The sequence below is a fragment of the Ruegeria sp. CG8 genome, from assembly GCF_056537165.1.
This window is the reverse complement of the sequence record NZ_JBQFRA010000004.1, coordinates 238,496-263,824: the sequence shown is the minus strand read 5'-3', so window position 1 is coordinate 263,824 and position 25,329 is coordinate 238,496. Positions and strand designations below refer to the sequence as shown.

18 protein-coding genes and 1 pseudogene are annotated in these 25,329 nt (G+C 60.4%); 6 read left to right on the top strand and 13 right to left on the bottom strand.

Going from position 1 to position 25,329, the window contains the following annotated elements:
• Window positions 1-199 precede the first annotated feature (199 nt).
• Entirely contained in the window at window positions 200-2,413 is a 2,214-nt protein-coding gene (locus ACR0EF_RS14265; protein WP_170372668.1) for an NADP-dependent isocitrate dehydrogenase, read from the bottom strand.
• A 297-nt stretch (window positions 2,414-2,710) separates the two neighbouring features.
• Here ACR0EF_RS14265 and ACR0EF_RS14260 point away from each other — a divergent pair, with 297 nt between their 5' ends.
• Entirely contained in the window at window positions 2,711-5,017 is a 2,307-nt protein-coding gene (locus ACR0EF_RS14260; protein ID WP_302476752.1) for a Tex family protein, read from the top strand.
• 21 nt (window positions 5,018-5,038) lie between these two features.
• Here ACR0EF_RS14260 and ACR0EF_RS14255 read toward each other — a convergent pair whose 3' ends face one another.
• Window positions 5,039-6,313, bottom strand: coding sequence for a replication initiation protein (locus tag ACR0EF_RS14255; protein WP_170372672.1), 1,275 nt, complete (start codon window positions 6,311-6,313; stop codon window positions 5,039-5,041).
• Between the two features lie 582 nt (window positions 6,314-6,895).
• Between ACR0EF_RS14255 and ACR0EF_RS14250 the strand changes: the two genes are divergently transcribed.
• From ACR0EF_RS14250 to ACR0EF_RS14235, 4 genes are all read left to right on the top strand, one after another.
• Window positions 6,896-8,281, top strand: coding sequence for an AAA family ATPase (locus ACR0EF_RS14250; protein ID WP_170371875.1), 1,386 nt, complete (start codon window positions 6,896-6,898; stop codon window positions 8,279-8,281).
• On the top strand, window positions 8,274-9,341 hold the full coding sequence (locus ACR0EF_RS14245; RefSeq protein WP_170372675.1) for a ParB/RepB/Spo0J family partition protein: 1,068 nt from the start codon (window positions 8,274-8,276) through the stop codon (window positions 9,339-9,341). The genes ACR0EF_RS14250 and ACR0EF_RS14245 overlap by 8 nt, the downstream gene beginning before the upstream one ends.
• Window positions 9,342-9,850: 509 nt before the next feature.
• Window positions 9,851-12,997, top strand: a complete 3,147-nt coding sequence (locus tag ACR0EF_RS14240; protein WP_170372677.1) for an adenylate/guanylate cyclase domain-containing protein — start codon at window positions 9,851-9,853, stop codon at window positions 12,995-12,997.
• 154 nt (window positions 12,998-13,151) lie between these two features.
• Entirely contained in the window at window positions 13,152-14,072 is a 921-nt protein-coding gene (locus ACR0EF_RS14235) for a hypothetical protein (RefSeq protein WP_170341765.1), read from the top strand.
• An 86-nt stretch (window positions 14,073-14,158) separates the two neighbouring features.
• Here ACR0EF_RS14235 and ACR0EF_RS14230 read toward each other — a convergent pair.
• The 6 genes and pseudogenes from ACR0EF_RS14230 to ACR0EF_RS14205 form a co-directional block, all read right to left on the bottom strand.
• A pseudogene (locus ACR0EF_RS14230) lies at window positions 14,159-14,499 on the bottom strand (preQ(1) synthase); the annotation flags it as partial.
• Between the two features lie 168 nt (window positions 14,500-14,667).
• The gene (locus ACR0EF_RS14225) at window positions 14,668-16,131 is read right to left on the bottom strand and encodes an aldehyde dehydrogenase (protein ID WP_170372679.1); all 1,464 of its coding nucleotides are present in this window, start codon (window positions 16,129-16,131) and stop codon (window positions 14,668-14,670) included.
• 11 nt (window positions 16,132-16,142) lie between these two features.
• Window positions 16,143-17,180: an LLM class flavin-dependent oxidoreductase gene (locus ACR0EF_RS14220; RefSeq protein ID WP_170372682.1), complete on the bottom strand. Its 1,038-nt coding sequence runs from the start codon at window positions 17,178-17,180 to the stop codon at window positions 16,143-16,145.
• 1 nt (window position 17,181) lies between these two features.
• A complete protein-coding gene (locus ACR0EF_RS14215; RefSeq protein ID WP_170372684.1) occupies window positions 17,182-18,096 on the bottom strand; it encodes a flavin reductase in 915 nt (304 codons plus the stop codon).
• On the bottom strand, window positions 18,093-18,908 hold the full coding sequence (locus ACR0EF_RS14210; protein ID WP_170372686.1) for an alpha/beta fold hydrolase: 816 nt from the start codon (window positions 18,906-18,908) through the stop codon (window positions 18,093-18,095). The genes ACR0EF_RS14215 and ACR0EF_RS14210 overlap by 4 nt, the downstream gene beginning before the upstream one ends.
• Complete coding sequence (locus ACR0EF_RS14205; RefSeq protein WP_170341773.1) at window positions 18,880-19,482, bottom strand: amino acid synthesis family protein; 603 nt, start codon at window positions 19,480-19,482, stop codon at window positions 18,880-18,882. The genes ACR0EF_RS14210 and ACR0EF_RS14205 overlap by 29 nt, the downstream gene beginning before the upstream one ends.
• Before the next feature lie 102 nt (window positions 19,483-19,584).
• On the opposite strand from ACR0EF_RS14205, the gene ACR0EF_RS14200 reads away from it, so the two are divergent.
• Window positions 19,585-20,286, top strand: a complete 702-nt coding sequence (locus ACR0EF_RS14200; protein ID WP_170371890.1) for a GntR family transcriptional regulator — start codon at window positions 19,585-19,587, stop codon at window positions 20,284-20,286.
• 12 nt (window positions 20,287-20,298) lie between these two features.
• On the opposite strand, the gene ACR0EF_RS14195 is transcribed toward ACR0EF_RS14200, so the two are convergent.
• The 5 genes from ACR0EF_RS14195 to ACR0EF_RS14175 are packed head-to-tail and all read right to left on the bottom strand — an operon-like array spanning window position 20,299 to window position 25,296.
• Window positions 20,299-21,801 (bottom strand): mannitol dehydrogenase family protein, encoded by a 1,503-nt coding sequence (locus tag ACR0EF_RS14195; RefSeq protein WP_170371892.1) that lies wholly within the window; start codon window positions 21,799-21,801, stop codon window positions 20,299-20,301.
• Window positions 21,801-22,574, bottom strand: coding sequence for an L-iditol 2-dehydrogenase (locus ACR0EF_RS14190; RefSeq protein WP_170367441.1), 774 nt, complete (start codon window positions 22,572-22,574; stop codon window positions 21,801-21,803). The genes ACR0EF_RS14195 and ACR0EF_RS14190 overlap by 1 nt, the downstream gene beginning before the upstream one ends.
• Complete coding sequence (locus tag ACR0EF_RS14185) at window positions 22,571-23,575, bottom strand: ABC transporter ATP-binding protein (RefSeq protein WP_170359663.1); 1,005 nt, start codon at window positions 23,573-23,575, stop codon at window positions 22,571-22,573. Before ACR0EF_RS14185 ends, ACR0EF_RS14190 begins: the two co-directional genes overlap by 4 nt.
• A gap of 10 nt (window positions 23,576-23,585) precedes the next feature.
• Window positions 23,586-24,416 carry a carbohydrate ABC transporter permease gene (locus ACR0EF_RS14180; RefSeq protein WP_170341115.1) on the bottom strand — a complete coding sequence of 277 codons (831 nt, stop codon included), beginning with the start codon at window positions 24,414-24,416 and terminating at the stop codon, window positions 23,586-23,588.
• Window positions 24,417-24,429: 13 nt separating this feature from the next.
• Complete coding sequence (locus tag ACR0EF_RS14175) at window positions 24,430-25,296, bottom strand: carbohydrate ABC transporter permease (RefSeq protein ID WP_149775359.1); 867 nt, start codon at window positions 25,294-25,296, stop codon at window positions 24,430-24,432.
• Window positions 25,297-25,329 lie beyond the last annotated feature (33 nt).

Here is a 25,329-nt window from a genome sequence, read left to right as displayed (position 1 = left end):
AACCGTTCGACGGTGCAAACTTTCTGGGATGATACCGGCTGAGAACCGTGCCGCAACTCCCTTTGTCCAACCCGGGTCGTGCTGGAACTGTTCAGGTGCGGCCAATCAAGCCAAAGCAAACAATAGCACAGGAAAATAACAACTGTCGCCTGATCCGACAAAATAGAAAGGCCGGGCTCATTCGCCCGGCCTTTTGTGTTCAGCCAATGATCGCGTTCAGTGTCGCGCTGGGGCGCATCACCGCCGCAGTTTTGGTGCGATCGCCGTGGTAATAGCCGCCCAGATCTGCAGGTTCGCCTTGAGCGGCCAGCAGTTCGGACAGGATCTGCCCTTCCTTTTCCGCCAGTTCATTGGCGATCGGAGCAAAATGCGCGGCCAGTTCAGCATCATCCGACTGCGCGGCCAGTGCCTCGGCCCAGTAGCGGGCGAACCAATAGTGGCTGTCGCGGTTGTCCGGCTCGCCAACCTTGCGGCTGGGCGAGCGGTCGTGGTCCAGGATGCCCTGCGTTGCGGCCTCGGCCGCAGCGCCCAGAACCGCGGCCTTGGCGTTGCCGCTGCTGTCGGCCAGGAAGTTCAACGATTCCCCCAGCGCGCAGAATTCGCCCATCGAGTCCCAACGCAGGTGGTTTTCCTCGACCAGCTGCTGAACGTGCTTGGGCGCCGAGCCACCTGCACCGGTCTCGAACAGGCCGCCGCCATTCATCAGCTTGACGATCGACAGCATCTTGGCCGAAGTGCCCAGTTCGAGGATCGGGAACAGGTCGGTCAGATAGTCGCGCAGCACGTTGCCGGTGATGGCGATGCTGTCCTTGCCGGCGGTGATGGTTTCCAGCGACTTGCGGGTCGCCTCACGTGGCGCCATGATCAGGAACTTGTCAGCCACGCCCGCAGCCTCCAGCGCCGGCTTGACGTATTTGATCAGCTCGGCGTCATGGGCGCGGTTTGCATCCAGCCAGAAGATCGCCTCGGAGCCGGTCAGACGCTGACGGTCCATCGCCAGTTGGATCCAGTTTTCAATCGGGGCTTTCTTGGCCGTGCAGGCGCGCCAGATGTCGCCCTTTTCGACCTCATGCGAATGCAGGGTTTCGCCATTGGACAGAACGACGCGGATCGTTCCGTCGGCGGGCGCCTCAAATGTGGTCGGGTGGCTGCCGTATTCCTCGGCCTTCTGGGCCATCAGGCCCACATTGGCCACCGAACCGGCGGTCGCCGGGTTCAGCGCACCGTTGGCTTTGAAGAAATTGATGGTCTCGTCATAGACCGGCGCATAGCAGCGGTCGGGGATCACGCAGTTGGTGTCGCCCTTCTTGCCGCTCTCGTCCCAGCCCTTGCCGCCCGCGCGGATCACGGCCGGCATCGAGGCGTCGATGATCACGTCCGACGGCACATGCAGGTTGGTGATGCCCTTGTCGCTGTCGACCATGTACATCGAGGGACGCTCGGCCTTGACCGCTTCGATTGCGGCCATGATCTCGGCATCGTCCTTGACGCGGTTCAGCAGATCGCCCAGGCCGGAGTTCGGGTTGACGCCCAGCTGAGCCATGCGGTCGCCGAATTTTTCGAACACCGGCGCCAGCCACGACTTTACGGCGTAGCCGAAAATGATCGGGTCACTGACCTTCATCATCGTCGCCTTCATGTGCAGCGAGAACATCGTGCCGTCTTTCTTGGTGTCCTCGATCGCGGCATCCAGGAACTCCGACAGCGCCTTGACCGACATGAAAGTTGCGTCCGCAACGGTGCCCTCTTCCAGCGACCAGCCGTCTTTCAGGACGGTAACACCACCGTCCTTGCCCACGAATTCGATCCGCGCATCACCGGCCTGATCGGCGGTGATGGTGGCCGATTTCTCGTTGGCATAAAAATCATTGCCCGGCATCGACGACACCTTGGTCTTGCTGTCGGCCGACCATTCGCCCATCGAGTGCGGGTGCTGTTGCGCATAACGTTTCACCGCCTTGGCGGCGCGGCGGTCGCTGTTGCCCTCGCGCAGAACCGGGTTCACGGCCGAGCCCTTGATCGCGTCATAGCGGGCGCGGATTTCTTTCTCGCCGTCGGTCTTGGGGTCCTCGGGATAGTTCGGGATGTCATAGCCCTGCCCCTGCAGTTCCTTGATGGCAGCGACCAGCTGCGGCACCGAGGCCGAGATGTTGGGCAGCTTGATCACGTTGGCCTCGGGGGTCTTCACCAGCTCACCCAAGGCGGCCAGATCGTCGGGCTGACGCTGCTCTTCGGTCAGGTTTTCGGGGAAGGCCGCGATGATGCGCCCGGCCAGCGAAATGTCCTTGGTGCCGACGCTGACGCCCGCAGCCGAGGCGAATTTGCGGATGATGGGCAGGAACGAGGCACTGGCCAGCTCCGGCGCTTCGTCTACGATGGTATACAATATGTCGAAGTTCGATTTTTCTGCCATGTTCCCTTACCTTTTTTAAGCCTTTCAGGGGCGTGCGATCCGAGAGTTGTGCCGCGTGCAGCGCGGCGTGCGAGGAGCGTGAATGCTGTTCCGCTCCGGGGTGACTCTGATTTGACAGGGCTTCCCTTAAATCACCCGAGGCCCGGGATCAATCGCATCTGAACGCGCATTTTGACCCAGTTTGCGCAAAACCGCGCAAATGCTCGTATTTTCAGCCCGCCGACGATACGCGACGCCTTTCCCTTGGCGCGGGCGCTGGCTAAGACGGTTCTCCAACCCGAGATCAAGGAGGCCCCGTTGGACCGCATCGCCCGTACCATCGCCACCGAAATCAATGCCCGGCCGCAGCAGGTCGAAGCGGCGGTCAAGCTGCTGGACGAAGGCGCCACCGTGCCCTTCGTGGCGCGCTATCGCAAAGAGGTGACGGGCGGGCTGGACGACAGCCAGCTGCGCACCCTGTCCGACCGGCTGGCCTATCTGCGCGAGCTCGAGGCGCGGCGCGAGACGATCCTGAACTCGATCAAGGATCAAGGGAAGCTGACCGACGATCTGGCCAAATCCATTGCCCGCGCCGAAACCAAGGCACAGCTGGAAGACATCTACCTGCCCTACAAACCCAAGCGTCGCACCAAGGCGATGATCGCGCGGGAAAACGGGCTGGAGCCGCTGGCCGACGCGATCCTGGCCGACCGCAGCGCCGACCCCGAAGTTCTGGCCCAGGCCTATGTGAACGAGGCCGTGCCCACCACCAAGGACGCGCTGAATGGCGCGCGTGACATCATCACCGAGCGTCTGACCGAAGACGCCGCCCTTCTGGGCGAGCTGCGCAGCTTCATGCAGGCCGAGGCACTGCTAACCTCGAAGGTGATCGACGGCAAGGAACAGGAAGGCGCCAAGTTCAGCGACTATTTCGACCATGCCGAGCCCTGGGCCAAGGTGCCCTCGCACCGGGCGCTGGCGATGCTGCGCGCGTCGAAAGAGGGGATCGTGACGCTGGACATTGCCCCCGACCCCGAAACCGGCGCAGCGCGGGCCGAGGCGATCGTGGCGGCGCATCTGCAGACGCGTGGCGACGGCCCAGGAGACGCGTGGCTGCGCGAGGTCGCAGGGTGGACCTGGCGGGTAAAGCTGTCGCTGTCGATGATGGTCGAGCTGATGGCCGATCTCCGCAGCCGCGCGCAGGAGGAGGCCATTCAGGTTTTTGCGCGCAATCTCAAGGACTTGCTGTTTGCCGCTCCAGCGGGCCCCCGCCCCACCCTAGGGCTGGACCCGGGCATCCGCACCGGCGTCAAGGCTGCGGTGGTGGATGCGACGGGCAAGCTGGTGGCGACTGACACGCTGTATCCATTCCAACCCAAGAACGATCTGCGCGGCGCGCAGGCCACCATCCTGAACCTGATCGCAACGCACAAGGTCGAACTGATCGCCATCGGCAACGGCACCGCCAGCCGCGAGACCGAGCGCCTGGTGGCCGACACGCTGAAACTGCTGCCCAAAGGGGTGCAGGCGCCTACCAAGGTCGTGGTGTCCGAGGCTGGGGCCTCGGTCTATTCCGCCTCGGAACTGGCCGCGCGCGAGTTTCCCGATCTCGATGTCTCGCTACGTGGCGCGGTGTCGATCGCCCGCCGCCTGCAGGACCCGCTGGCCGAACTGGTCAAGATCGAACCCAAGAGCATCGGCGTCGGCCAGTATCAACACGACGTTGATCAACACCGGCTGGGCCAGTCTCTGGAAGCCGTGATCGAAGACGTGGTGAACGCCGTGGGCGTCGATCTGAACACCGCTTCGGCGCCGCTGCTGGCCCATGTCTCGGGCCTGGGTCCCGGTCTGGCCGAAGCCATCGTGGCGCATCGCGACCTCAATGGTGCGTTCCGATCGCGGCAGGATCTTCTGAAGGTCGCGCGCCTTGGCCCCCGCGCTTTTGAGCAATGCGCGGGCTTTCTGCGCATCCGCGACGGGGACGAACCGCTGGACGCCTCGGCCGTCCACCCCGAGGCCTATGACGTCGCCCGCCGCATCGTGCAGACCTGCGGCCGAGACATCCGTCAGATCATGGGCAATGACGGCGCACTGCGTGGTCTGCGCACGGAACAGTTCGTCGATGACCGCTTCGGCCTGCCCACGGTGCGCGACATCTTTGCCGAATTGGAAAAGCCCGGCCGCGACCCGCGTCCCAGCTTCGTGACCGCCAGTTTCAAGGAAGGCGTCGAAGAGATCACCGACCTCAAACCCAGCATGGTGCTGGAAGGCACCGTCACCAACGTCGCTGCCTTTGGCGCCTTCGTCGATATCGGCGTGCATCAGGACGGGCTGGTGCATGTCAGCCAGTTGGCCGACCGGTTCGTGAAAGACCCGCATGAGGTGGTCAAGGCCGGGCAGGTCGTGCGCGTCCGCGTGGTTGAAGTGGACGTGCCGCGCAAGCGGATCGGGTTGAGCATGCGCAAGGATGGCGGAGCTTCTGCCCGGCAAGATCGCGACGTCAAGGGCCAGAACGCGCGCGAAAAGAATAAAGGCATCCCGAAATCACAACGCGCAAAATCTGCCCATAATGCACAGTACAGCGCAATTGGGGATGCGCTGCAAAATGCACTGAAAAATCAATAGGCCCCCTGCCCCGCCTGAGCCTCAGGCGGGGGTTTCCGTCTGGAACGCATCGGGCTCCAACTCCTCCCAGAAGGCAAAAATGGCGTTGGCGTTCAAACCTGATCGCCACCCATGTTGCTGGAAGTTCTCTCGGTCTAGCTCGTCCGACAAAGTCGACATGAACAAGCGTTTGTCGGCATCCCGTTGAGTGGGGTTTCGCCGCGAAACCAGGTCTTCGACGATGGCCAGCTTGCGAGCACGCTCGGCGCGCTCCGCCACGCGCGCGGCATAGGCTTGATCTTCGCGTGCCTTCTCTTCCTCCCGCTGCTTGGCTGCGGCCAGCGCCTCGGGACTAGGCGGTTTCACGGTCTCTGCCGCGGGGGCCTTGTAGTCATCGCGCAGGGCGGCCGAAAGATACCCCAGCGTTGATTTAACGTCCCCCTGCCCGGCTACATAGTCCAGCTTCTGCTGCACATAATCCTCACCATGCTCAGAGATCCACTGACGCGCCAGCCGATCGGACACCCCTTGTTTGCGCAAGGTCTTGTAGACCGCCAGGTTGCGCACCCCATCGCTGTCGTCGATCTCGAACATTGCCTTCTGCGGGTTCGCCTTGATCAGGAACCGAATGTCGGTGACGCTGCGGCCCTTCTTGCGGAACTCGGGCTCGATCAGAATATCCGAGCTTTTGTTCACCTCGGCCACTGCAGGTTTGATGATCTTGGCATTCAGGTGTTTGAAGCTCGTGTAATAGTCGCTGCCGTCCACACCCATCAACTTGCGGAACACCTCGAGCGCCCACCATCCGGTCGACCCGGTGCGTACGAAACGATAACAGTTTTCATACAAGGCCAGCCCGTGCCCCGAGCTGAAATTGCGTTGGATGTGCACATTGATCAACGCATAGATTTTCGGATCGTACAGCTTCTGCGCCAGGGCCGGGGAATAGGCGTATTCGCAGATCCCGCCCTTGAGCTTGGCAAAACTCAGCAACGACGACACGCCCCACTCTTGCCGCCCTTTTTCATCGAGCATGTCCCATTCGGCCACTGTCTCGGCAAGCGCTCTCAGGCTGGCGCGCAATGTGTCGAAGTCGTTCGAGTTGTAGCCCACCATCATCGCCAGGGTGCGGGCATCAATCGTATGGGTCTGCGCCGTGGTCAGTGAGTCGTAGGCATTGAGAAGCAACACATTGGAAAGCTTTCGCTGCAACAGCGTCAGCTTGCCGCTGATATGGATCGCGGCCACATTCTTTTTCACCGTTTCCCGACGCAAAGCGCCTGAGAGGTGATCCATGTCCAGTTGTGTATCCGGCATGATTCTGCCCGGCTGCTCTTTTGCCAAGTTTGTGACACAAAAGGTACCCGTGGATCAACCATATTTGGGTCCCCATTTGCAGGATGAAGCGAATCCCGTAGACAGGTACCTATCCGAATCGGCGTCCCAGTTATCCACAGAAGCGGAGGCCAATTGGTTCAAACTTGGAGTCGTGACACGCGTGGGCGGCGATCAGCGCAATCGGATTAGACCCAAAATAGTCCACGATAGAGCCGAACCGCGAATCGGTGCCCCTCTCCCCGGATTCGGGACCCTTTGATCCTGTATACAGGTGCCTTTGATCCCGAAGCCTGGAACCCTTGGTCCTGTATCCGGGTGCCAATGCGAACACAAATATATGATTTATTTTTGTTTTCTGTCCGCAAAGAATCTAAAACCCTTAAAAAGAATAAACTCTTTGGTGTGCCCTTTTCTGGAAATAAATGCAGGTTTCGTCGCGAAACCGAACTCTTCGGCATTCTTCTGTGGAAAACTGCTCTTTCGAGGATAGCGCAGAAGGAAAATGTTCGGTACATTTCCTGATATACGCCGGAAAGGCGAACATTATTCGAGGCATCGACAGTGACAAAATCTAAGCAACCTGCTCTCCCGCCGTACTTCAATCTGGATCCGGCCAAGGCTGCATCAAAGTTACCCGATCCTATCGGGACATCTCGATTCGCAAAAGCTGCAACCTTCTGTGCCAAAGGGCGCGAAGATCTGGCCCGCCGCGGGTATGCGCCCGATGGCGAAAAGCGCCTCCGCCGGTTTTCGATTTGGGAGATTACCAAGTACCTGATCCCGGTGGCTCCGGCCCACCTGCGCCGCGTCCTCAAGGCAAATCCTGACCTCCCGCAAGGCGAAGGCGAAGCAGGATCGAAATGGTTCACCCTCGAAGAAGTTCTGACCTTGAGGCGCCATTTCGCCGCCGAAGGTGTAAGCACCAAGGAATACCTGCCCTACCGGCCGGAAGATCTGCCGGCAAAAGTTGTTGCCGTTGCCAATTTCAAAGGTGGCGTTGGCAAGACGTCGACCGCTGCTCATCTGGCAATGTCGGCCGCGTTGGACGGTTATAAAGTGCTGGTGATTGATCTTGATAGCCAGGGATCCATGACGTCCATCCTAGGTGGTCGCGTCGCGGATGAATGGCAGACGGTTTTCCCCTTGATCGCAAAAGACTATGCGCGCGCGGTTCAGGAGGAGAACAGGGTCCGCGCGGCTGCCGGTCAACCCGAAATCCCATTGGATGAAACTCTGCAAGAGGCACTGAGGACCCAACCTCAGGATGTCATCCAGAAGACCCATTGGCCCAACATTGATCTCATTGGTGCTCAACTGAACCTCTATTGGGCTGAATTTCAGATCCCGGTCTGGCGGATGGGCCTTCGCAGTTGGCCGCTGTGGGACGGGCTCACCAACTTCTTGCAGGACGAGGCCGTATTGAATGATTACGACATCGTGTTCCTCGATACTCCTCCTGCACTTGGGTACCTAACGATCAATGCGCTGGCCGCAGCGGACATTTTGCTGGTGCCACTCGGAGCTTCATTCCTGGAATTTGATTCCACCGGGCGCTTCTTCGACATGCTCTACACCACATTCGCCAGTATCGAGGATGGCGAGAACGCGGCACAAAGGGCGGCTGGGTTGCCCGAACTCAAGTTTGAGTGGGATGTCGTGCGCGCGATCATCACCCGGTTCGACGCCAGTCAGCAAACGGACATGGCCAACGTGATCCAGGCGTATTTCGGTGATTTCATGAACGCCTATCGGCAGGATTACACCGCTTTGGTGGGACAGGCCGGAGAACAGGTGAACGGAATCTATGAAGCGGACTACCGTGACTTTAACCGCGACACCTATGTTCGGGGGCGAGAGACCTTCGACCGGACCTACGCGGAATTCAAAGAAGTGCTGATCGGGTGTTGGTGGCGCGACGCCCAGATGGGAGGACAGGCCGATGGCTAAACGCAGAAGACTGACGGCGCCGGATGCGGCGGAACTTGAAGAGCTTGAGGCTGGTTTCGCCGCGAAACCCTCGATCAGCCCGTTCGAGGCCAACCCGTCAACTCCGCCAATCGCGCAGGTCGCGGCCGAGGCCGCGACGCTGAATGGCATGGCAGCAGTGACCGACCGCGCAACCCTTGCAAAAGACCAAGGCGACGCTGCGCGTTGGCGGGATGCCCAAGACGCCGGTCTGGTCGCAGAGATGGTGCCCATAGATCAGATCGATGCCGATTTCTTGCGGCGCGACCGCATGGTCGATGACGAAGAGGCAATGTCCGAACTGCTGGAATCTCTGCGCTCCAACGGGCTGCGGACGCCGATCGAGGTGACCAAAACCGAGGATGGCTATGGCCTGATATCGGGCTATCGCCGGTTGGACGCCTTCCGCCGTTTGGCCGGCGGTGACCCGAAATTCGCCCAAATTCCCGCGTTCGTGCGCCAGGCTGGCGCAGGGCAGGGGGCGTATGTTTCGATGGTCGAGGAGAACGAACTTCGATCAAACCTCAGCCCGTATGAACGTGGGCGCATCGCTGTCCTCGCTGTGGGGCAGGGTGTGTTCCCGTCGACCGAAGCCGCCGTGGATGTTCTGTTCGCCGCAGCCTCCAAGGCCAAAAGGTCCAAGGTCCGCAGCTTTGCGGTGGTTCACGAGGCCTTGGGCGACTTACTGCAGTACCCGGTTGCGTTGTCGGAAAAGGCAGGTCTCAGGATTGCCGCGGCTATCCGGGATGGCGCGCAGGCCAAGCTGAGGGAGGCCTTGTCCCGGGGTGAGGCCACGGACCCGAAATCGGAACTGACCGTGATAGAGGCTGCGTTGAAAGACGCGCCTGCACCGACTCAGGAAAAGCCGCGTGGGGGCCGCCCGAAACAGATTCAACGGCTGCCTATTCAGACGCTGCCCAAAGGCGGAGAATTGCGAGCAGAGGTATCAGCGGGCGAATTGCGGATACATCTTCGCGGCCGGACTCTGAGCGTAGACGAAGCCGCGCGGTTGTTGGAACGGCTAGTTGAGCATTTGGGCTGACCATTTTTAACCATTGGTTTGGCCTGTGCTTCCACCGGCCAAACCTTCCTGTAAACAGGTACCTTTCCGCCACTTCCCCTGTAGTATGCAAAAAGGCATAATTATGATCATTATGACGGACGCTCGGTTTGTTTCCAATACGCCGGCGTTTGACCATTTTGACGCCGAACCGCCACCGCTATGAGTAGCGGAGAGACAGACTGAAACTTGGGTAGTGTGAACGTCGGCTGGGCCAATTCTGGCTGGATGCGTTCTTGATTGAATCCCGCTTGGCCCGAAGGTGCATTTTGCCAGCCAGTAGACGCAAATTCCGACTTGGGATAGGTTCGTGTTGGGGCAACAATGCGGGCGTTCCGCCTTGCATTGGCAATTAATACGCAACGCGCTGACTATAAGGGCCGGCATACGGTCGGACATATTTTAGCTTCGTCAGAAACCAGGTCTCTCTGACTGACGCCGATTGGACAAAAGGCAAAGCACATTGAAGTAATTTCGACCGAGGACTGAAGATGGCTGACATCAAGGCGTGGTTGGAGAAGTATTCCCTTGAGAAGTACCATGATGTGTTCGCCTCGAACGCGATCGAATTGGATGTTCTTGCCACCCTCACAGAAAATGACCTGGTCGAGCTTGGACTGAACCTCGGGGATCGCAAACGCATGATGCGGGCGATCGAGGCGCTTCGCTCGGATCAAGGTGGCGTTTCACATTCCGAGAATGCTCTCACGTCATCGCAAACTGGGCCTCACGCGCCTCAACCCACGGCATTGGAGGGTGTCCCCGAGCGCAGGTATCTGACTTTGGTCTTTGTCGATCTCGTTGGATCGACTGAATTGTCCAGTCATCTGGATCTTGAGGAGTACCGCTCCGTTCTGCACGACTATCAAGCCCTTTGTTTTGATGTCGTGACCCGGCACCAGGGGCACATTGCCCAATTCATCGGAGATGGAGTGGTTGCTTATTTCGGTTATCCGACGGTCGAAGAGAACGATGCGGAAAGGGCTGTTGCCGCCGGACTGGAAATCTGCGGCTCCATTGGTCGTATCAAACACGGCAAGGGTGAGGTCATCGGGGTTCGGGTCGGGATTTCTTCCGGGGAAGCCGTGGTTGACAATCACTCGACTTTAGGAGGTCTGGTGGTCGGAGAGGTGCCGAATTTGGCGGCCCGTATCCAGGAACTGGCGGACCCTGGGACGGTCGCCATCAGCGAGCACACCAAGCTGCTGATCGGGAGCAACTTTCGCTGCGAGTGGAAGGGGAAGCAAAGCCTCAAGGGGTTTGAGAACCCGATCGGCATCTGGAAAGTTCTGAGTGCGGAAGAGCCGATGCTGCGGTTTCAGGCGCGTCCCGGGGTTCAAGGCTCCCCCTTCGTCAACCGGGTCGATGAGATCGCGACGATCAAGAAGCATTGGCAGGCCGCACTGAATGGGGAAGGGCAGGCGGTTATGGTTTCCGGTGAGGCCGGCATCGGAAAATCGCGTCTTGTCGAGGAAGCGACCCGCGGATTCGAAGAGAAGCAATATCTGCGGCTTGGGTTCCAATGCTCGCCGAACCACGAGCGAAGTGCCCATTTCCCGGTGCTCAGCTGGATCAGCCACATGGCCGATTTCCGCAGATCCGACTCCGACCAGCGGAAGCTGCGCAAACTCAGGCAACTGTTTCAGGAATGGTCGGAGGTTCCGGAAGACTATCTTCCTCTGTTTGCCTATGCCATGTCGTTGCCGGTGGAAGCCGAGGAAGACCTGCTGAAACTGCCCTTTGACCGGCTCAAGCAGCAGTTTCAGGAGGCCTTGGTGCAGACCGTTGCTGCGCTGGCGCGGCATCGACCGGTTCTGTTGCTGTTTGAAGACCTGCATTGGATCGATCCCTCGACTGAGGAAATCATCGCTTTGTTGATCGAACGCTTCAGGTCCATGCCCGTCATGATCATGTGCACGTTCCGCCCGTCCTACCATCCACCGTGGGAAGGCCGGGAGGGTGTCGTCCCACTAACGATTTCCCGCCTGGACCGGGACCACGTCCACCAAATGCTGGATGCGCTTTTACAGTCCATGCAAGTGACACAGACCATGAAAGACCGGATCGCGAACAGGACGGATGGCGTCCCTCTGTTTGCGGAAGAGATGGCACGAATGATCCAGGACGGGTTCTTCGACCAGACCGACGCCTCCGCAATGCAGATGCAACAGGCACTGCCATCGACGCTCAAGGAACTGTTCTGGGCCATGTTCGACCGGCTGAGCACGGCCCGCGATATCGTGCCGGTCTGCGCCGCCATTGACCGCAACATCCTGCCTGCGATGGTCAGTTCGGTCAGCGGTCAATCGTACGAGGCAACCCTGCGCATGTTGGACGAGTTGGTCGAAGCGCAAATATTGGTGCGGCGCGGGGTCAATATGGGAGGCGCCTATGCGTTCCGCCACGCTTTGATACGGGACGCGGCCTATGACCTGATGTTGCCCAGTCGGGCGCGGGCGGTGCACAGCCGGATCGCCGAGGTCCTCGACACTTCGTTCAGTGACCTTGTGGGTCAGAACCCTGAATTGCTGGCCCAGCACTATGCCCGCGCGGACATGCCCAAACAGGCCCGGGACGCGTGGCGCCGGGCGGCAGTCATCTCGGGCGAGCGATTTGCCAACGAAGAAACCATCCACCATCTCAATGAAGCCTTGACCGAGAACGACAAAATCACCCCAAGCCCCGAACGGGATCGAGAAGAGATTTCGCTGCGCAAGATGCTGAACGTGGCCCTCAGTACCAGGGCGTTCGGGTCGAAAGAGGTTTTGGCCAATCTGGACCGGTTCCGCCACCTGCTTGACCGTTCCTCCGCCAGTGTGACGGATGCGTTTTTGGCCGTGCATGTGCAGTTCGGTGCTCAGTTGACTCTGGGCGATCCGAGGGGCGCGTTGGCTTTGTGTGATTACCTGGAGGAGGTCGCACGGCGCGCGGAAAACCCGACGATGGAGGCGCTCGCGGCGCACAATATCGGCATGAGCAACTTCATGCTTGGCCGTCTGGAGGTCGCCATTTCTGCTTTCGACCGTGCGATTGCGTTGCGCGGGGCAACCGGCCCGGACGATCTGCTGAATTATCACGAGGCAGACATATACTTGGTTGATCAGGCGATGAGGTGCTGGGCCGTGGTGCTGCAAAGCGGAGACGGCGAAACGTTTCGCGCCGAGCTAGCGGAACTGGCTGAGCGGATCAGTCGTGAACCACACGATTTCACCCGGTGCTACGGGCTGAACATCCTGGCGACCATCTATCAGATATTGGGCGACACAGGGTCATTGCTGGATATGGTCAACCGCGCGCTCGAGATCAGTGGGCAGCGGGAGTTCCACTACTGGGATGCCTGGGGCCGCATCCTGCACGGCTGGGCGCGGGCATCAGAAGGTCACCCTGCCGAGGGGATCGCCGAGATCTCGGCCGGTATCGACGCCTATGTTGATACAGGTTCAACTCAGATCGTTCTCTACGCTCAGACCTTGCTCGCAGACGCGCACTTGATGGCTGGAGAGATTGCTGAAGGCTTGAAGGTGATCGAACTTGTGCGAGCGGGTGAGAAATCCTGGAGTGTCCGGTATCAGCTCCCATTCACCGACCGGGTCGAGGCGGCCTTGCGCAATGCGCAGTCCGAAGTCGCAATGAAGTGAGCCACCCGGTCGACGCACTTTTCGTGCCAAGTTTTTGGTCTGGACATAACTTCAACCGAACTGCCGAAAGGTGCGATTATTGAAACATATACGAAAATTTGATAGTGTTTGACGGCATTGTTTCGATTTTTAGATCAAAAAACTGGGGATAATCATGTTCAGACTTAAGGCTTTAGGCGTTTCAATTCTTTGCGCAGCGATGGCGCTTGCAATCCACGGACCAGCAACGGCACAAGAGATTTTGTCCGAAGACGGAACCGTAAAATTTGAAGATGGGATACCGCAGTACTCCGGCGGCACCGAGTTGTTTACTTTTCAATATCATCAAGTCATCGATGAAAATGATCCTGAGAACCTGCTGTTTTCAGCTGACCGTCAATTGGTTTCCTTGGATCCCGTTGAACTCTTCCGTGAATACGGAGACTCCACGCGGGTTTTGGAGGCCCCCGGAATGTCGGCGCTTATGGCGCAGTCCCTGGAAGGCGGTTTTGCGTCGTCCTTTTCGGACATGGTTCTGACGGAACTTGCGGTGCTGCAGAAAAATTGTGTCGTCAACGGCGCTCCGATCCAAAGTGCCACCATCAAGCCGGTTTACAGCGTTCTGAGGCTTCACACGAACCCGATTAGAACAAACGCCGTGCTGAACATTTTTTCGTACAAATTGCTGGAATGCAGTGAAGACGGAGTTGATATTTCCATTCCTCTCAAGCGCCGGTGGGTAATCTCGATTGGTTCCGGGTTGGAACAGGGGCCGATCGACAAGACAATCGGTGGGGTCCAGATGACCTATAAGATGTTCGCGCAGGGTAAATCGATCAAGCTGATGGCTTATTACTCCAATCTGACACTGCATGGCGAAAGATGGGGACCGGATATGCGTCTAATTTCCGGGTTCGACCAACTCGGCAATGTCGACCCCAGAAACAAGTACTACACTCCGAAGGCCGCAAGTTGCCTTGATATCGACTTCAAGAACAAGCCGCCGAATGATGTCGACGTGTGGTCTGTTGCGCCCAGCGACATGAGGTTCTGCGCCCGTGGATGCATTCCCGGAGATGTAAGCGCTACCAAGTAAGGCTACTTCTGTTCCGGTTTGACCATACCGCAGACCCTGCGCCGCGACATTTCTCGTCTGATCAAGGCGCAGGGTTTCCCAAAATTTCCCCGTCCGCGATCAGGCGGCACACCCTGATCGGAGATCGAGACATTTTCAGGCATGGCGCCTGTTTGCCAGGACAGGTCGATCGGGATGCCGCCACGTGGATACCAGTGCCTTCCAATCCGGAACCACCGCTGCGTCGGAAACCTGACCCGGCGCCGGGTAATGGAAACGGTGCAGTTCTCTTGGAAGGAGCCGTGGTTTCGGAACGTTCCCAGAAACAGTTTCAGAGACTTCGAACTGACAAGCCAGCCCCCCGAATTCAATCGATCACCAGATGACCATAGTCAGCCTGTCCATTCATCGGGCAGAGCGAAGTGAATTCGGGCGCGGTGAACCTCACGCACTATTCGAAATCGGCTTGTGGAATCTGAACCCTTGTTTTGCAACTCGTTTACGCTGCAACCGGGATGCGCAGTGTTTAACGGTGGGCAAGCTACTGCCAAGCCGATCTGTTTCGTGGTCTCTGAGTTTCCTGCCGAGTTTTACGCATTTCGGGGTGGCCGGCGGGTCAGCGCATGACAAAAGGATCAGGAATAGGGTCGTCGCTGGTGCGCAACCAAACGGACTTGATTTTGGTGTAGTCCAATGCAGCCTGCAGCCCGCCCTCGCGCCCATGCCCCGACAATCCATGCCCCCCAAACGGAGCGATCGGACTGACTGCGCGGTAGGTGTTGACCCAGACAATGCCGGCTCGGATTGACCGAACCACCCGATGGGCCCGCGTGAGGTTTTGCGTGAACACGCCCGAGGCTAGGCCAAACCGGGTATCGTTTGCGATCGCGATGGCCTCATCCTCTGTTTCGAAGGAAACGACCGACAGGACGGGGCCGAAGAATTCGTGCGTCAGGCAATCAGCATCGCGCGCCCGACTGCAATCCAGAATGGTCGGTGGAAAGTAGAATCCCGCGCGATCAAGTGGCTGGCCCCCGGTGATCAATTGCGCGCCTTGGGCCTGCGACCGGGCGACAAGTTCGGCGGCCCAATTCTGCTGCCGCTGCGTGCACAGGGGCCCGACTTCGGTCGCCATGTCATCCGGTGCGCCGATCACGACCGCTTCGGCCTTTTGCCGCAGACGGTCCAGGACCGCGTCCTTGATCGATGCCTGAACCACAAGCCGCGACCCGGCAACGCAGCTTTGACCCGACGCCGCGAAAATCCCGGAGACCTGAGCGTTGACCGCACTGTCCAGATCAGCATCCTCGAACACGATGAAGGGCGACTTTCCACCCAACTCCAAAGAGGTCGATGCCAGATTCTCGGCAGAGTTTCGCACGATATGCCGAGCCGTTTCCGGCCCGCCGGTAAAGGCGACATGGGCAATTCTTTCGTGCCGGGTCAAGGCAGCGCCGACGTCGGGCCCGCCCGTCAGGACATTCAATACGCCTTCGGGAAATCCGGCCTTGTGAAAGATCCGCGCGAATTCCAGCATTGGGGCAGGGGCCTCTTCCGAGGCCTTCAGCACCACAGTGCAACCGGCCGACAGGGCCGGGCCGATCTTGACCGCCGACAAAAACAATTGCGAGTTCCAGGGCACGATCGCCGCGACAACCCCCACGGGTTCTCGCCGCAGCCAAACTTCCATATCTGGCTTGTCGATGGGCAAATGGGCGCCTTCGATCTTGTCGGCGAGGCCCGCGTAGTAACGATAGTAATCCGCAACATAGGCAATCTGCGCCGAGGTTTCGCGGATGATTTTACCTGTATCGCGGGTTTCCAGCTCGGCCAGTCTGGGCGCGTTTTCAGCGATCAGATCTGCCAATCGGTATAGCAGCTTGCCCCGTGCCGTTGCGGTCAATGACGCCCATTCCGGGGAATTGAAGGCCTTGTCCGCAGCCGTCACTGCCCGGTCCACATCAGCTGGGCTGGCGGCGGGCATCTGCGCCCAAGCCTCACCTGTGGATGGGTCGACACTTTCGAACCAGGTGTCGCCATCGCGGAAAGTGCCGCCGATATAGTTCTGAAACCGTTGCATCCAGAATTCCCCTATTGAAAGGCCGGCATCACATCCTTGATGAAACGCTCCAACGAGGCCTTTTTGCGTTCAAACGGCATGCTGGAGTCGATCCAGAATGAATACTCGTCATACCCCAGTTCCTCGCATCTCCGAAGCCGGTCGATCACGGTATCGGCTGTTCCGATGACAAGGTCCCGCTCCATGTTCTGGGGCGAATAGAACGGATGCTCGGCGATATCGGCATCACTCAGCGGGGCAATCAGCCCCTGGGTAACGTCACGCTTGTTCATGAACCATGCGCCGAAATAGCAGTAGAACCGGTTCAACTCGATGGCGGCCTGTTTTACGTCGTTCTGATCTTCGGCCACGTAAGTGTGGCGCAGCAACATAATCTTGGGGCGCGGCATGTCAGGAAACTTTGCGCAGGCGGCATTGAACTTGGCCATCAGGTCGATGACTTCGTCGTCGCCGTTCCACAATGGCGTGACCTGTACGTTGCACCCTGAGCTTACGGCGAATTCGTGGCTGTTGGGGTCGCGTGCCGCCACCCAGATGGGCGGCCCACCAGGTTGCAGGGGCAGGGGCGACGAGGTGGTCTTGGGAAATTGGTGGAATTCGCCGTCATGGGCGTAATCTCCCTGCCAGAGTTGTTTCACGGCAGGGATGAGTTCGCGCATGCGCTGCCCGGCTTCCCACGCATCCATGCCAGGCATCATGCGCTCGTATTCGTAACTGTAGGCACCGCGGGCAATGCCCAGATCCAGCCGTCCGTCGGTGATGATGTCCGTCATCGCGGCCTCACCGGCCAAACGGATCGGATGCCAGAAGGGCGCGATCACGGTGCCGGTGCCCAGCCGGACATTCCGGGTGTGCCGAGCCACGTCAATCAGGCTGAGAAACGGGTTGGGTGCGATTGTAAAATTCATCCCGTGGTGTTCGCCCGTCCAGACGGCATGCATCCCGCCGTCGTCGGCGATTTTGCACAGTTGGATGAACTCGTCATACAACTGCTTCTGGTCCTGCTCTGGCGAAATCCGCTCCATATGCGCAAACAGCGAGAACTTCATCTCAACTCCCCCGAACCAACGGTTTGACCCGTCCGCTGGTTTCATCTCCGTAGTATATGCCGAAATTGCCCATGCGGCTTTCCCGGGCGAAACGTTCCAGCATCGTACAGATCGCCGGGTCCGCGACATCCATCAGCGTCGACTCGACGATTTGCGTAAAAGCCCCGTTGGCTGGGGTGCCGTCCTCGGCTTGGCAAAGGAACGAGATATGCTGTCGTCGCGACTTGTCCTGATAGACCGAATAGATGAAGCCCGGTTCTGCCTTGATCCCACATTCCGCGATCAACTGGGCCAATGCAGTATCGGCGCCGTTCGCCATGTCCTCGGTCGCCGGAATGGTCAGCCCGCCGTTGCCATCGTCCAGCAGAAGGATCTGGCCGTCCCGCTCGATCAACGCGGAAACCACGACGCCCGCGCGACGGTTGAGCGCCAGGGCTTCGGCGGCAGGCGTCACATAGGCGCCGCGGGCATAGCCCAGGCCAGGTGCGATCGAGTGGTCGAAGGCCTCGACCCTACCGATCAGGATCAGGTGGTCGCCGGCTTCGACTGTCTTGAAAACCGAGCAGTCAAACCAGGCTGAAACCCCGTCAAGGATTGGTGCGCCGTTGGGTCCGGGCTTCCAATCGACATCGGCAAACCGGTCCTGTGAAGGGCGTGCGAAGGTGTTCGAAACACTGATCTGATCCTCCGACAGGATGTTGACGGCGAATCCGGTGGCTTCAGAGAATGTGTTGAAATTGCTGGATGTATTGGCAAGACAGACCGATATCAGCGGAGGGTCCAGCGAAACTGAGGAAAAGGAATTGGCGGTAAAGCCGATCGGTCGGCCGGATTCGTCATGGGTCGTGACCACCGTGACACCGGTGAGAAAGGTTCCGAACGCGCTGCGCAGAACGCGAGGGTCGAAATCGGTCATGCGGGCGACCTTTCGTGCGTTGGGGTCTTCAGCCATTGAACAAGGGCCGCGTTGACAGTCTTTGGATCAGTGAGGTTCACCATGTGCCGATGACCCTCGACGACAACCGCCTGCCCCTTGGCGGCCGCGGCGATGGCGCGGGTCATGTCGGGTGTGGAATTCGGATCCTCAGCACCTGTCAACGCCAGCAAGGGGCAAGAGATCCGAGGGTAGCGATCGGCGTAGACCATGTCGCCCCGGGCAAAGGCATCGTAGGCCGTCGCATAGCCGTTTATGTCGACCGCGGCCAACCATGCGGCGACCCTGTCCCGAGCGGCGCGGTCGGCCGGACCGTTTGCGAACCAGCGTTGCAGTGGAGTTTCCAGATCAAAGGTTCCGGCGCTGATCAAGCCGGCGCGCGCCAGTACAGAGTCCCGGGCCTGGTCGTCCCGCCGGAACACTCCGTTCAGCAGGGCGACGCGCCGGACCCGATCGGGATGGTCGACCGCAAACCCGCCGGCAATCAGTGCGCCCATCGAATGACCGACAAGGTTCACGCGATCCAGGTTCAAAGCGTCCAGCGCCGCCCGCAGCCACTCCACAAATGCTGGTAACTGCGCCCCCACAGCGATCGGGCCGGACTGGCCATGCCCTGGCAGATCCAGTGCGTAGACCGCGTGCAAGTCGGACAAGGCATCGATCTGCGGCGCCCAGGCCTCCGACTGCATACCGACCCCGTGCAACAGGACCAGAGGTTCGCCATCGGGGGGGCCGGCAAAGCGCAAGCCAAGGCGTCCGAATGGTTCAGACAGCTGCCGGATTGTCGACGTCATGTCCCAAATCCTTCAGATCCTGATAACGATCCCCGATGCGGTGATGCGGGCGCCCTCCGATCGAAGCGCCCAAAGCGATCATGATCTCATCCGGGGCCGGAGCGTCGGCGACCTGCAGGTGGATGGTCAGATAGTGGCTGCGCCGCCCACCATCATTCTTGTCCATCAGGGGAATTTGCATGGCCGCATTCGCCGGTCCGCGCGTATTGGTGAAGGCAAGGTAGGATTTTGCACCAACCGCCTCGCGATAGGCATTTCCGAACCTCAGGGTATGGATCAGGGCCGACCCGTGCTCGACCTCGCCATTCACTCCGACAACGGCGGCTTTGCCATAGGCTTCAACCCGGTCACCGCCGCCGGCCGCCTCGAGAATCATCTCGGTCAGCATGTGGCCCAGCCCCGGAGCACAATCGTGTATCTCTGGACGCAGGTCTTCGACAAAGCCGCGGCCGGCCCAGGGGTTGGTGACGACGGCAACCGCCGCGATCAAGGTCAAAGGGCGCTCGGCGGCTTTGCCACCTTCGATCAGCGTGTTTTCGACATGCAGCAGTGTTTTACGAATGGTGGCGGGCATCGCAAAGGTCCTGTGATTCCGTTTTCGGCATGATGGTATACCATAAGACAGGATGTCAATCATACCTTGCTGATGCAACGCGCGACCGGTAGATTCCCGTCCATGACAACGCCAAGACTGACCAAGATCGATCATCCCCCGGCAACCCTGCGCGACATGGTGCAGGAGCGCATGCGTGAGGCCATCATCGAAGGTGTTTTCCAGCCCGGCGAACGGCTGGTAGAACGTCCGCTATGTGATCAGCTAGGTGTCAGCAGGACAGTCATCCGGGAAACGATCCGCTATCTCGAGGCCGAGGGGCTGGTCGAAATTCTGCCCGGGCGCGGGCCGATCGTGGCTTCGATCACACGGGACGAGGCACGGCAGATCTACGATATCCGCCGCATGCTGGAAACCGCGGCCGCCGAGAACTGCGCGCGCAATATCACATCAGACAGGGCCAGCAGCCTGCATGGGGCGCTGGAGCGGCTCAAGCAGGGTTTCGTGGACAAGACACCGGGCTCGATCTTCCGCGCCACTTCCGATTTCTACTCAGAAATATTCGAGGGAGCAGGGCATCATGTGGCCTGGGATGTGGTCCAGCGCCTGAATGGTCGGATCAGCCGGTTGCGGATGATGACCTTGACGGCAACAGAACGCGACCGCCCCGGGATCGAGCATATTGAGGCCATCTGTTCTGCGATTCAGTCCGGCGACCCCTCCGCCGCGCGCCGAGCCGTCGAACGGCATCTGGACGATGCGGCGTCGGTTGCTGAAACCCTGTTCGATGCAGAAGAGGGTCTGGGCAAAGCCGCGCACAGCTAAGTCATGCACCGGTCAGAGTTGGGCGCCCAGATACGTCGTCAGGGCCTGACGCGCTCCCTGATCCCAGGTCACCCTGAGCCAGCGGTCAAACGCATCGCCAAACGCGCCGGATTGTGACAGATCCTGATAGTACTGGGTCTGCTCAAGCCAGGTGGTCGGGTTGTCGCGGGCCGCGTTTGCCGAGGTGACCAAATCGGACCAGTTGGGATCGTTGGGTTCGATAATACTTCCATCCTCGCGGGTGCCGGCGCACATGCGGGCCCACAGCGCCTCGACCAGGGCCAGCCCATTGATCGGCGCGCTGGCGGCCAACGCATCATAGACGGTAGGAAGCACAAATCCCACATGCCGGGATGATCCGTCAAAAGCAACGCGACGCGTGGTGTCGACGATGGCTGGATTGCGGAACCGCTCCTCGATCAAGGTTATGTAGTCCGCAACCGACTGATTGGGCACCGGACGCACAAAAGGCGCGATTTCTTCGATCAAAACCTTTCGGAAGAATGCTGAAACCAGTGGATCGGCCATGCAGTCTGCGATCGTATTCAGGCCCAGGATCTCGCCGACATTGGCCAGAACCTGGTGGCCCGCGTTCAGAATGCGCAGCTTCATGACCTCATAGTCATGAACGCGGTCGGTAAATGTGGCGCCGACCTTGTCCCAATCCGGCCGCCCGGCGCAGAAGGCATCCTCAATCACCCATTGGCGGAAGCTTTCATGGGTGACGGGGGCGGCGTCGTCGATCCCCAGCGCGCGCACCAGCTCCAGCTCGGTCGGGCCGGTGGCGGGCACGATGCAATCGACCATCGAATTGGGGAAAGTACATTGCTTGTCGATCCAGTCGGCCAGATGCGGGTCCGACAGGCGCGCCAGCCCCACCACCGCCTGACGCAGAACCTGCCCGTTGCCGATCAGGTTGTCGCAGCTCAGCCCGGTCAGCGGACCGACGCCCGCATCGCGCCGCCGCCGCAGGCCCGCGACGATGGCACCGAAGGCGGTGCGCGGACGGTCAGGGTTGGCGGCATCGTGGCGGATGTCGGGGTGGTCGATGTCCAGCCCCTTGGTGACGGGATGCACGAAATAGCCGCCCTCGGTCACGGTCAGCGACACGATGCGGATTGCCGGGTCGGCCAACTGTGCGATCAGTGGGCCGTTGTCCTCTTGCGGGGGCAGGTAATCGATCATCGCGCCGGTCACTTCGGCACGGCGCTGGCCCTCGGTCAGCTCGACCAGGGTGGTCAGACAGTCCTGCGCCAGCAGCTTGCACCGCATCTCGGCGTCATAGGCGCGCACACCGGCGCCGATGATGGCCCAATCCTGCGCCGCGCCCTGTTGCATCAGCCGGTGCAGGTACCAGGCCTGATGCGCGCGATGAAAATTGCCCACCCCGATATGCACGATCCCCGGCTTCAGCGCCGCGCGATCGTATTCGGGCCGCAGAACACCTTTGGGCAACGCGCCCAGATTGGTCTGACACAACCGGACCGGTCGGGTATCCGCGGGGCGCTCCACCATCAGCTCATCCAATTTCCACCATCCACGTTGTATGTCTGGGCCACGATGTAGTCGGCCTCGGACGAGGCCAGAAAGACCGCCATTCCGGTCAGGTCCTCGGCCCGGCCCATCCGGCCGAAGGGCACCGCTTCGCCCACTTCCTTCTTTTTCTGTCCCGGCGCCTTGCCCTCGTATTTTGCAAAGAAGGCATCGACGCCGTCCCAGTGCTCGCCATCCACCACGCCGGGGGCGATGGCATTCACGTTGATCCCGTGTTTGATCAGGTTCAGCCCCGCCGATTGGGTCAGGCTGATCACCGCCGCCTTGCTGGCGCAATAGACCGCCACGAGCGGCTCGCCCCGGCGGCCGGCCTGGCTGGCCATGTTGATGATCTTGCCGCCGGTACCCTGCTCGATCATCTGGCGCGCGACTGCCTGCATCGTGAACAGGGTGCCGGCGACGTTGATGTCGAACACGCGCTGGTAATCCGCGCGGATGATTTCCACGATCGGGGCGGCGGTGAAGATCGCGGCGTTGTTGATCAGGATGTCGACCCCGCCCATCCGCGCCGCGGCGTCGGCCACGCCCGCCTCGATGCTGTCCTGCTGCGAGACATCCATTTCGACCGCAATCGCCTGCGGCCCGATCTCGCGCGCGGCCTTGCGCGCCTGCTGCACGTCGATGTCGGCCAGCGCTACCTGCGCGCCCTCGGCGGCATAGGCCTGGGCAAAGGCCAGCCCGATGCCCCGCGCCGCCCCGGTGATCAGGGCCCGTTTTCCAACCAGCCGGTTCATGCGATCCGCAGCCCCGCCGCGTCGAACCGGTGGATCTTGTCCTCCTCCGGCGTCAGATGGATCGTGTCGCCGTGACGCAGGCCGACCTCGCCGCCGGCGCGCACGGTCATCGGCTCGGCGAAGCCGTCCACATGGACGTGAAAGAACGTGTCCGAACCCAGATGTTCGGACACCCCGACCGTACCTTTCCACAGGCCCTCGCTGGGCGAGGCGGCAATGTGCTCGGGGCGGACGCCGATCGTGTGGGCGCCGTGTTTATCGGCCTCGGGGCCTTCGATGAAATTCATCTTGGGCGAGCCGATGAAGCCGGCCACGAACTTGTTGCGCGGCGCGCGGTACAGTTCGAGAGGCGAGCCCACCTGTTCGATCACGCCCGCCTGCAGGACCACGATCTTGTCGGCCATGGTCATGGCCTCGACCTGGTCATGGGTGACGTAGATCATCGTGGTTTCCAGCCGGTTGTGCAGCTCGGATATCTCCAGCCGCATGCCCACGCGCAGCGCGGCGTCCAGGTTCGACAGCGGCTCGTCGAACAGGAAGGCCGCCGGTTCGCGCACGATGGCGCGGCCGATGGCGACCCGCTGGCGCTGGCCGCCGGACAGCTGGCCGGGGCGACGGTCAAGATAGTCGGTCAGGTTCAGAACCTCGGCCGCCTGTTCCACGCGGCGGTCCTGCTCGGCCTTGTCCAGCCCGGCCATGCGCAGCGGAAAGGCGATGTTCTTGCGCACGGTCATGTGCGGATACAGCGCATAGGACTGGAACACCATGGCCAGGCCCCGCTTGGCTGGCGGCACCGCGGTGGCGTCCTGATCGTCGATCAGGATGCGGCCGCCGCTGACGTCCTCAAGCCCCGCGATCAGGCGCAGCAGGGTGGATTTCCCGCAGCCCGAGGGGCCCACGAAAACCACGAATTCGCCGTCGTTGATTTCCAGATCCAGCGGCGGAATGACTTCCACGTCGCCAAAGCTCTTGCTGACTTTCTCAAGTACGATGCGTCCCATGTGTCTTTCCTTACTTCACGGCGCCGAAGGTCAGGCCGCGGACCAGTTGTTTCTGACTGAACCACCCAAGGATCAGGATCGGGGCGATGGCCATGGTCGATGCCGCGCTGAGCTTGGCGAAGAACAGGCCCTCGGGGCTGGAATAGCTGGCGATGAACGCGGTCAGCGGCGCCGCGTCGACGGCGGTCAGGTTCAGGGTCCAGAACGCCTCGTTCCAAGCCAGGATGAAATTCAGCAGCACGGTCGAGGCGATGCCCGGCACCGCCATCGGCGTCAGGATGTAAAGGATTTCCTCTTTCAGCGTGGCGCCGTCCATGCGCGCGGCTTCCAGGATGTCGCCGGGAATTTCGCGGAAATAGGTGTACAGCATCCAGACGATGATCGGCAGGTTGATTAGCATCAGCACCACCACCAGCCCGGCGCGGCTGTCCAGCAGGCCCAGTTGGATGAACAGCAGGTAGATCGGATACAGAACCCCCACCGCCGGCAGCATCTTGGTGGACAGCATCCACAGCAGGATGTCCTTGGTGCGCGCCGAGGGCACGAAGGCCATGGCCCAGGCGGCGGGCACCGCGACGATCACGCCCAGCAGGGTGGACCCGCCCGCGATGATGATCGAGTTCCACAGATACCGCATGTAGTTCGACCGTTCCTGAACCACGGCATAGTTCTCCAGCGTCCAGTCGAAGTTCAGAAAGATCGGCGGGCTGGCGATGGCCTGGGCCTCGGTCTTGAAGCTGGTCAGGATCGTCCAGAGGATCGGGAAGAAGATCAGCAGGCCGACAGCCCAGGCAAAGGCGGTGTTGATCAGCTTGCGTGGTGTGGTGACGGTGCGGGCCATGTTTTCGTCCTCCTCACGCGTCCAGGTTTTTGCCGACGATGCGCATCAGGAAGATGGCGACGATGTTGGCAAGGATGATGGCATAGACTCCGCCGGCCGAGCCCAGCCCGACATTCTGGCTTTCCAGCACGCGCTGGTAGATCAGATAGGTCAGGGTGCGGGTGCCGAAGGCGCCGCCGGTGGTCACGAAGATCTCGGCGAAGATCGACAGCAGGAAGATCGTCTGGATCAGGATGACGATCGTGATCGCACGGCTCAGATGCGGCAGGATGATGAAAAAGAAGCGTTTCAGCGGTGGCGCACCATCCATTTCGGCGGCCTCCAGCTGTTCGCTGTCCAGCGACTGGATCGCGGTCAGCAAGATCAGGGTGGCAAAGGGCAGCCATTGCCAGGACACGATCATCACGATCGACGGCATCGACGCCTCGGACAGCCACGAGATCGGCTCGGCCCCGAAGAACCGCCACAGATGGGCAAACAGGCCGTTGACCGGATCCATGAACATGTTCTTCCAGACCAGCGCCGAAACGGTGGGCATCACGAAGAACGGGGCGATCACCAGAATGCGCACGACGCCCTGGCCCCACATCGGCTGATCCAGCAGCAGCGCCAGCAGAATGCCCAGCACCACGGTGATGGCCAGCACACCGCCCACGATCACCAGCGTCGCCTGAACGGCGGGCCAGAAGGAACTCGAGGTCACGAACCGGACGTAGTTGTCGAACCCGACCCAACCCAGATCACCACCGCGCAGCGGCAGGTATTTCTTGAAGGAAAAATACAGCGTCATCGTCAGCGGAACCAGCATCCAGCCCAGCAGCAGGACCACGGCGGGGGCCATCATAAGGCGTGCGACGGATCGGGAGTGTTGAGTTGCCATGACGCAAGACCTCTCTGTTCAGGCGACTTGTTG

Bases quoted from the DNA above. Each gene is read 5' to 3' on its own strand.
- ACR0EF_RS14265 (WP_170372668.1), bottom strand. From the start codon at position 2,413: ATGGCAGAAAAATCGAACTTCGACATATTGTATACCATCGTAGACGAA.
- ACR0EF_RS14255 (WP_170372672.1), bottom strand. From the start codon at position 6,313: ATGCCGGATACACAACTGGACATGGATCACCTCTCAGGCGCTTTGCGT.
- ACR0EF_RS14245 (WP_170372675.1), top strand. From the start codon at position 8,274: ATGGCTAAACGCAGAAGACTGACGGCGCCGGATGCGGCGGAACTTGAA.
- ACR0EF_RS14240 (WP_170372677.1), top strand. From the start codon at position 9,851: ATGGCTGACATCAAGGCGTGGTTGGAGAAGTATTCCCTTGAGAAGTAC.
- ACR0EF_RS14235 (WP_170341765.1), top strand. From the start codon at position 13,152: ATGTTCAGACTTAAGGCTTTAGGCGTTTCAATTCTTTGCGCAGCGATG.
- ACR0EF_RS14225 (WP_170372679.1), bottom strand. From the start codon at position 16,131: ATGCAACGGTTTCAGAACTATATCGGCGGCACTTTCCGCGATGGCGAC.
- ACR0EF_RS14220 (WP_170372682.1), bottom strand. From the start codon at position 17,180: ATGAAGTTCTCGCTGTTTGCGCATATGGAGCGGATTTCGCCAGAGCAG.
- ACR0EF_RS14215 (WP_170372684.1), bottom strand. From the start codon at position 18,096: ATGACCGATTTCGACCCTCGCGTTCTGCGCAGCGCGTTCGGAACCTTT.
- ACR0EF_RS14210 (WP_170372686.1), bottom strand. From the start codon at position 18,908: ATGACGTCGACAATCCGGCAGCTGTCTGAACCATTCGGACGCCTTGGC.
- ACR0EF_RS14205 (WP_170341773.1), bottom strand. From the start codon at position 19,482: ATGCCCGCCACCATTCGTAAAACACTGCTGCATGTCGAAAACACGCTG.
- ACR0EF_RS14200 (WP_170371890.1), top strand. From the start codon at position 19,585: ATGACAACGCCAAGACTGACCAAGATCGATCATCCCCCGGCAACCCTG.
- ACR0EF_RS14195 (WP_170371892.1), bottom strand. From the start codon at position 21,801: ATGGTGGAGCGCCCCGCGGATACCCGACCGGTCCGGTTGTGTCAGACC.
- ACR0EF_RS14190 (WP_170367441.1), bottom strand. From the start codon at position 22,574: ATGAACCGGCTGGTTGGAAAACGGGCCCTGATCACCGGGGCGGCGCGG.
- ACR0EF_RS14185 (WP_170359663.1), bottom strand. From the start codon at position 23,575: ATGGGACGCATCGTACTTGAGAAAGTCAGCAAGAGCTTTGGCGACGTG.
- ACR0EF_RS14180 (WP_170341115.1), bottom strand. From the start codon at position 24,416: ATGGCCCGCACCGTCACCACACCACGCAAGCTGATCAACACCGCCTTT.
- ACR0EF_RS14175 (WP_149775359.1), bottom strand. From the start codon at position 25,296: ATGGCAACTCAACACTCCCGATCCGTCGCACGCCTTATGATGGCCCCC.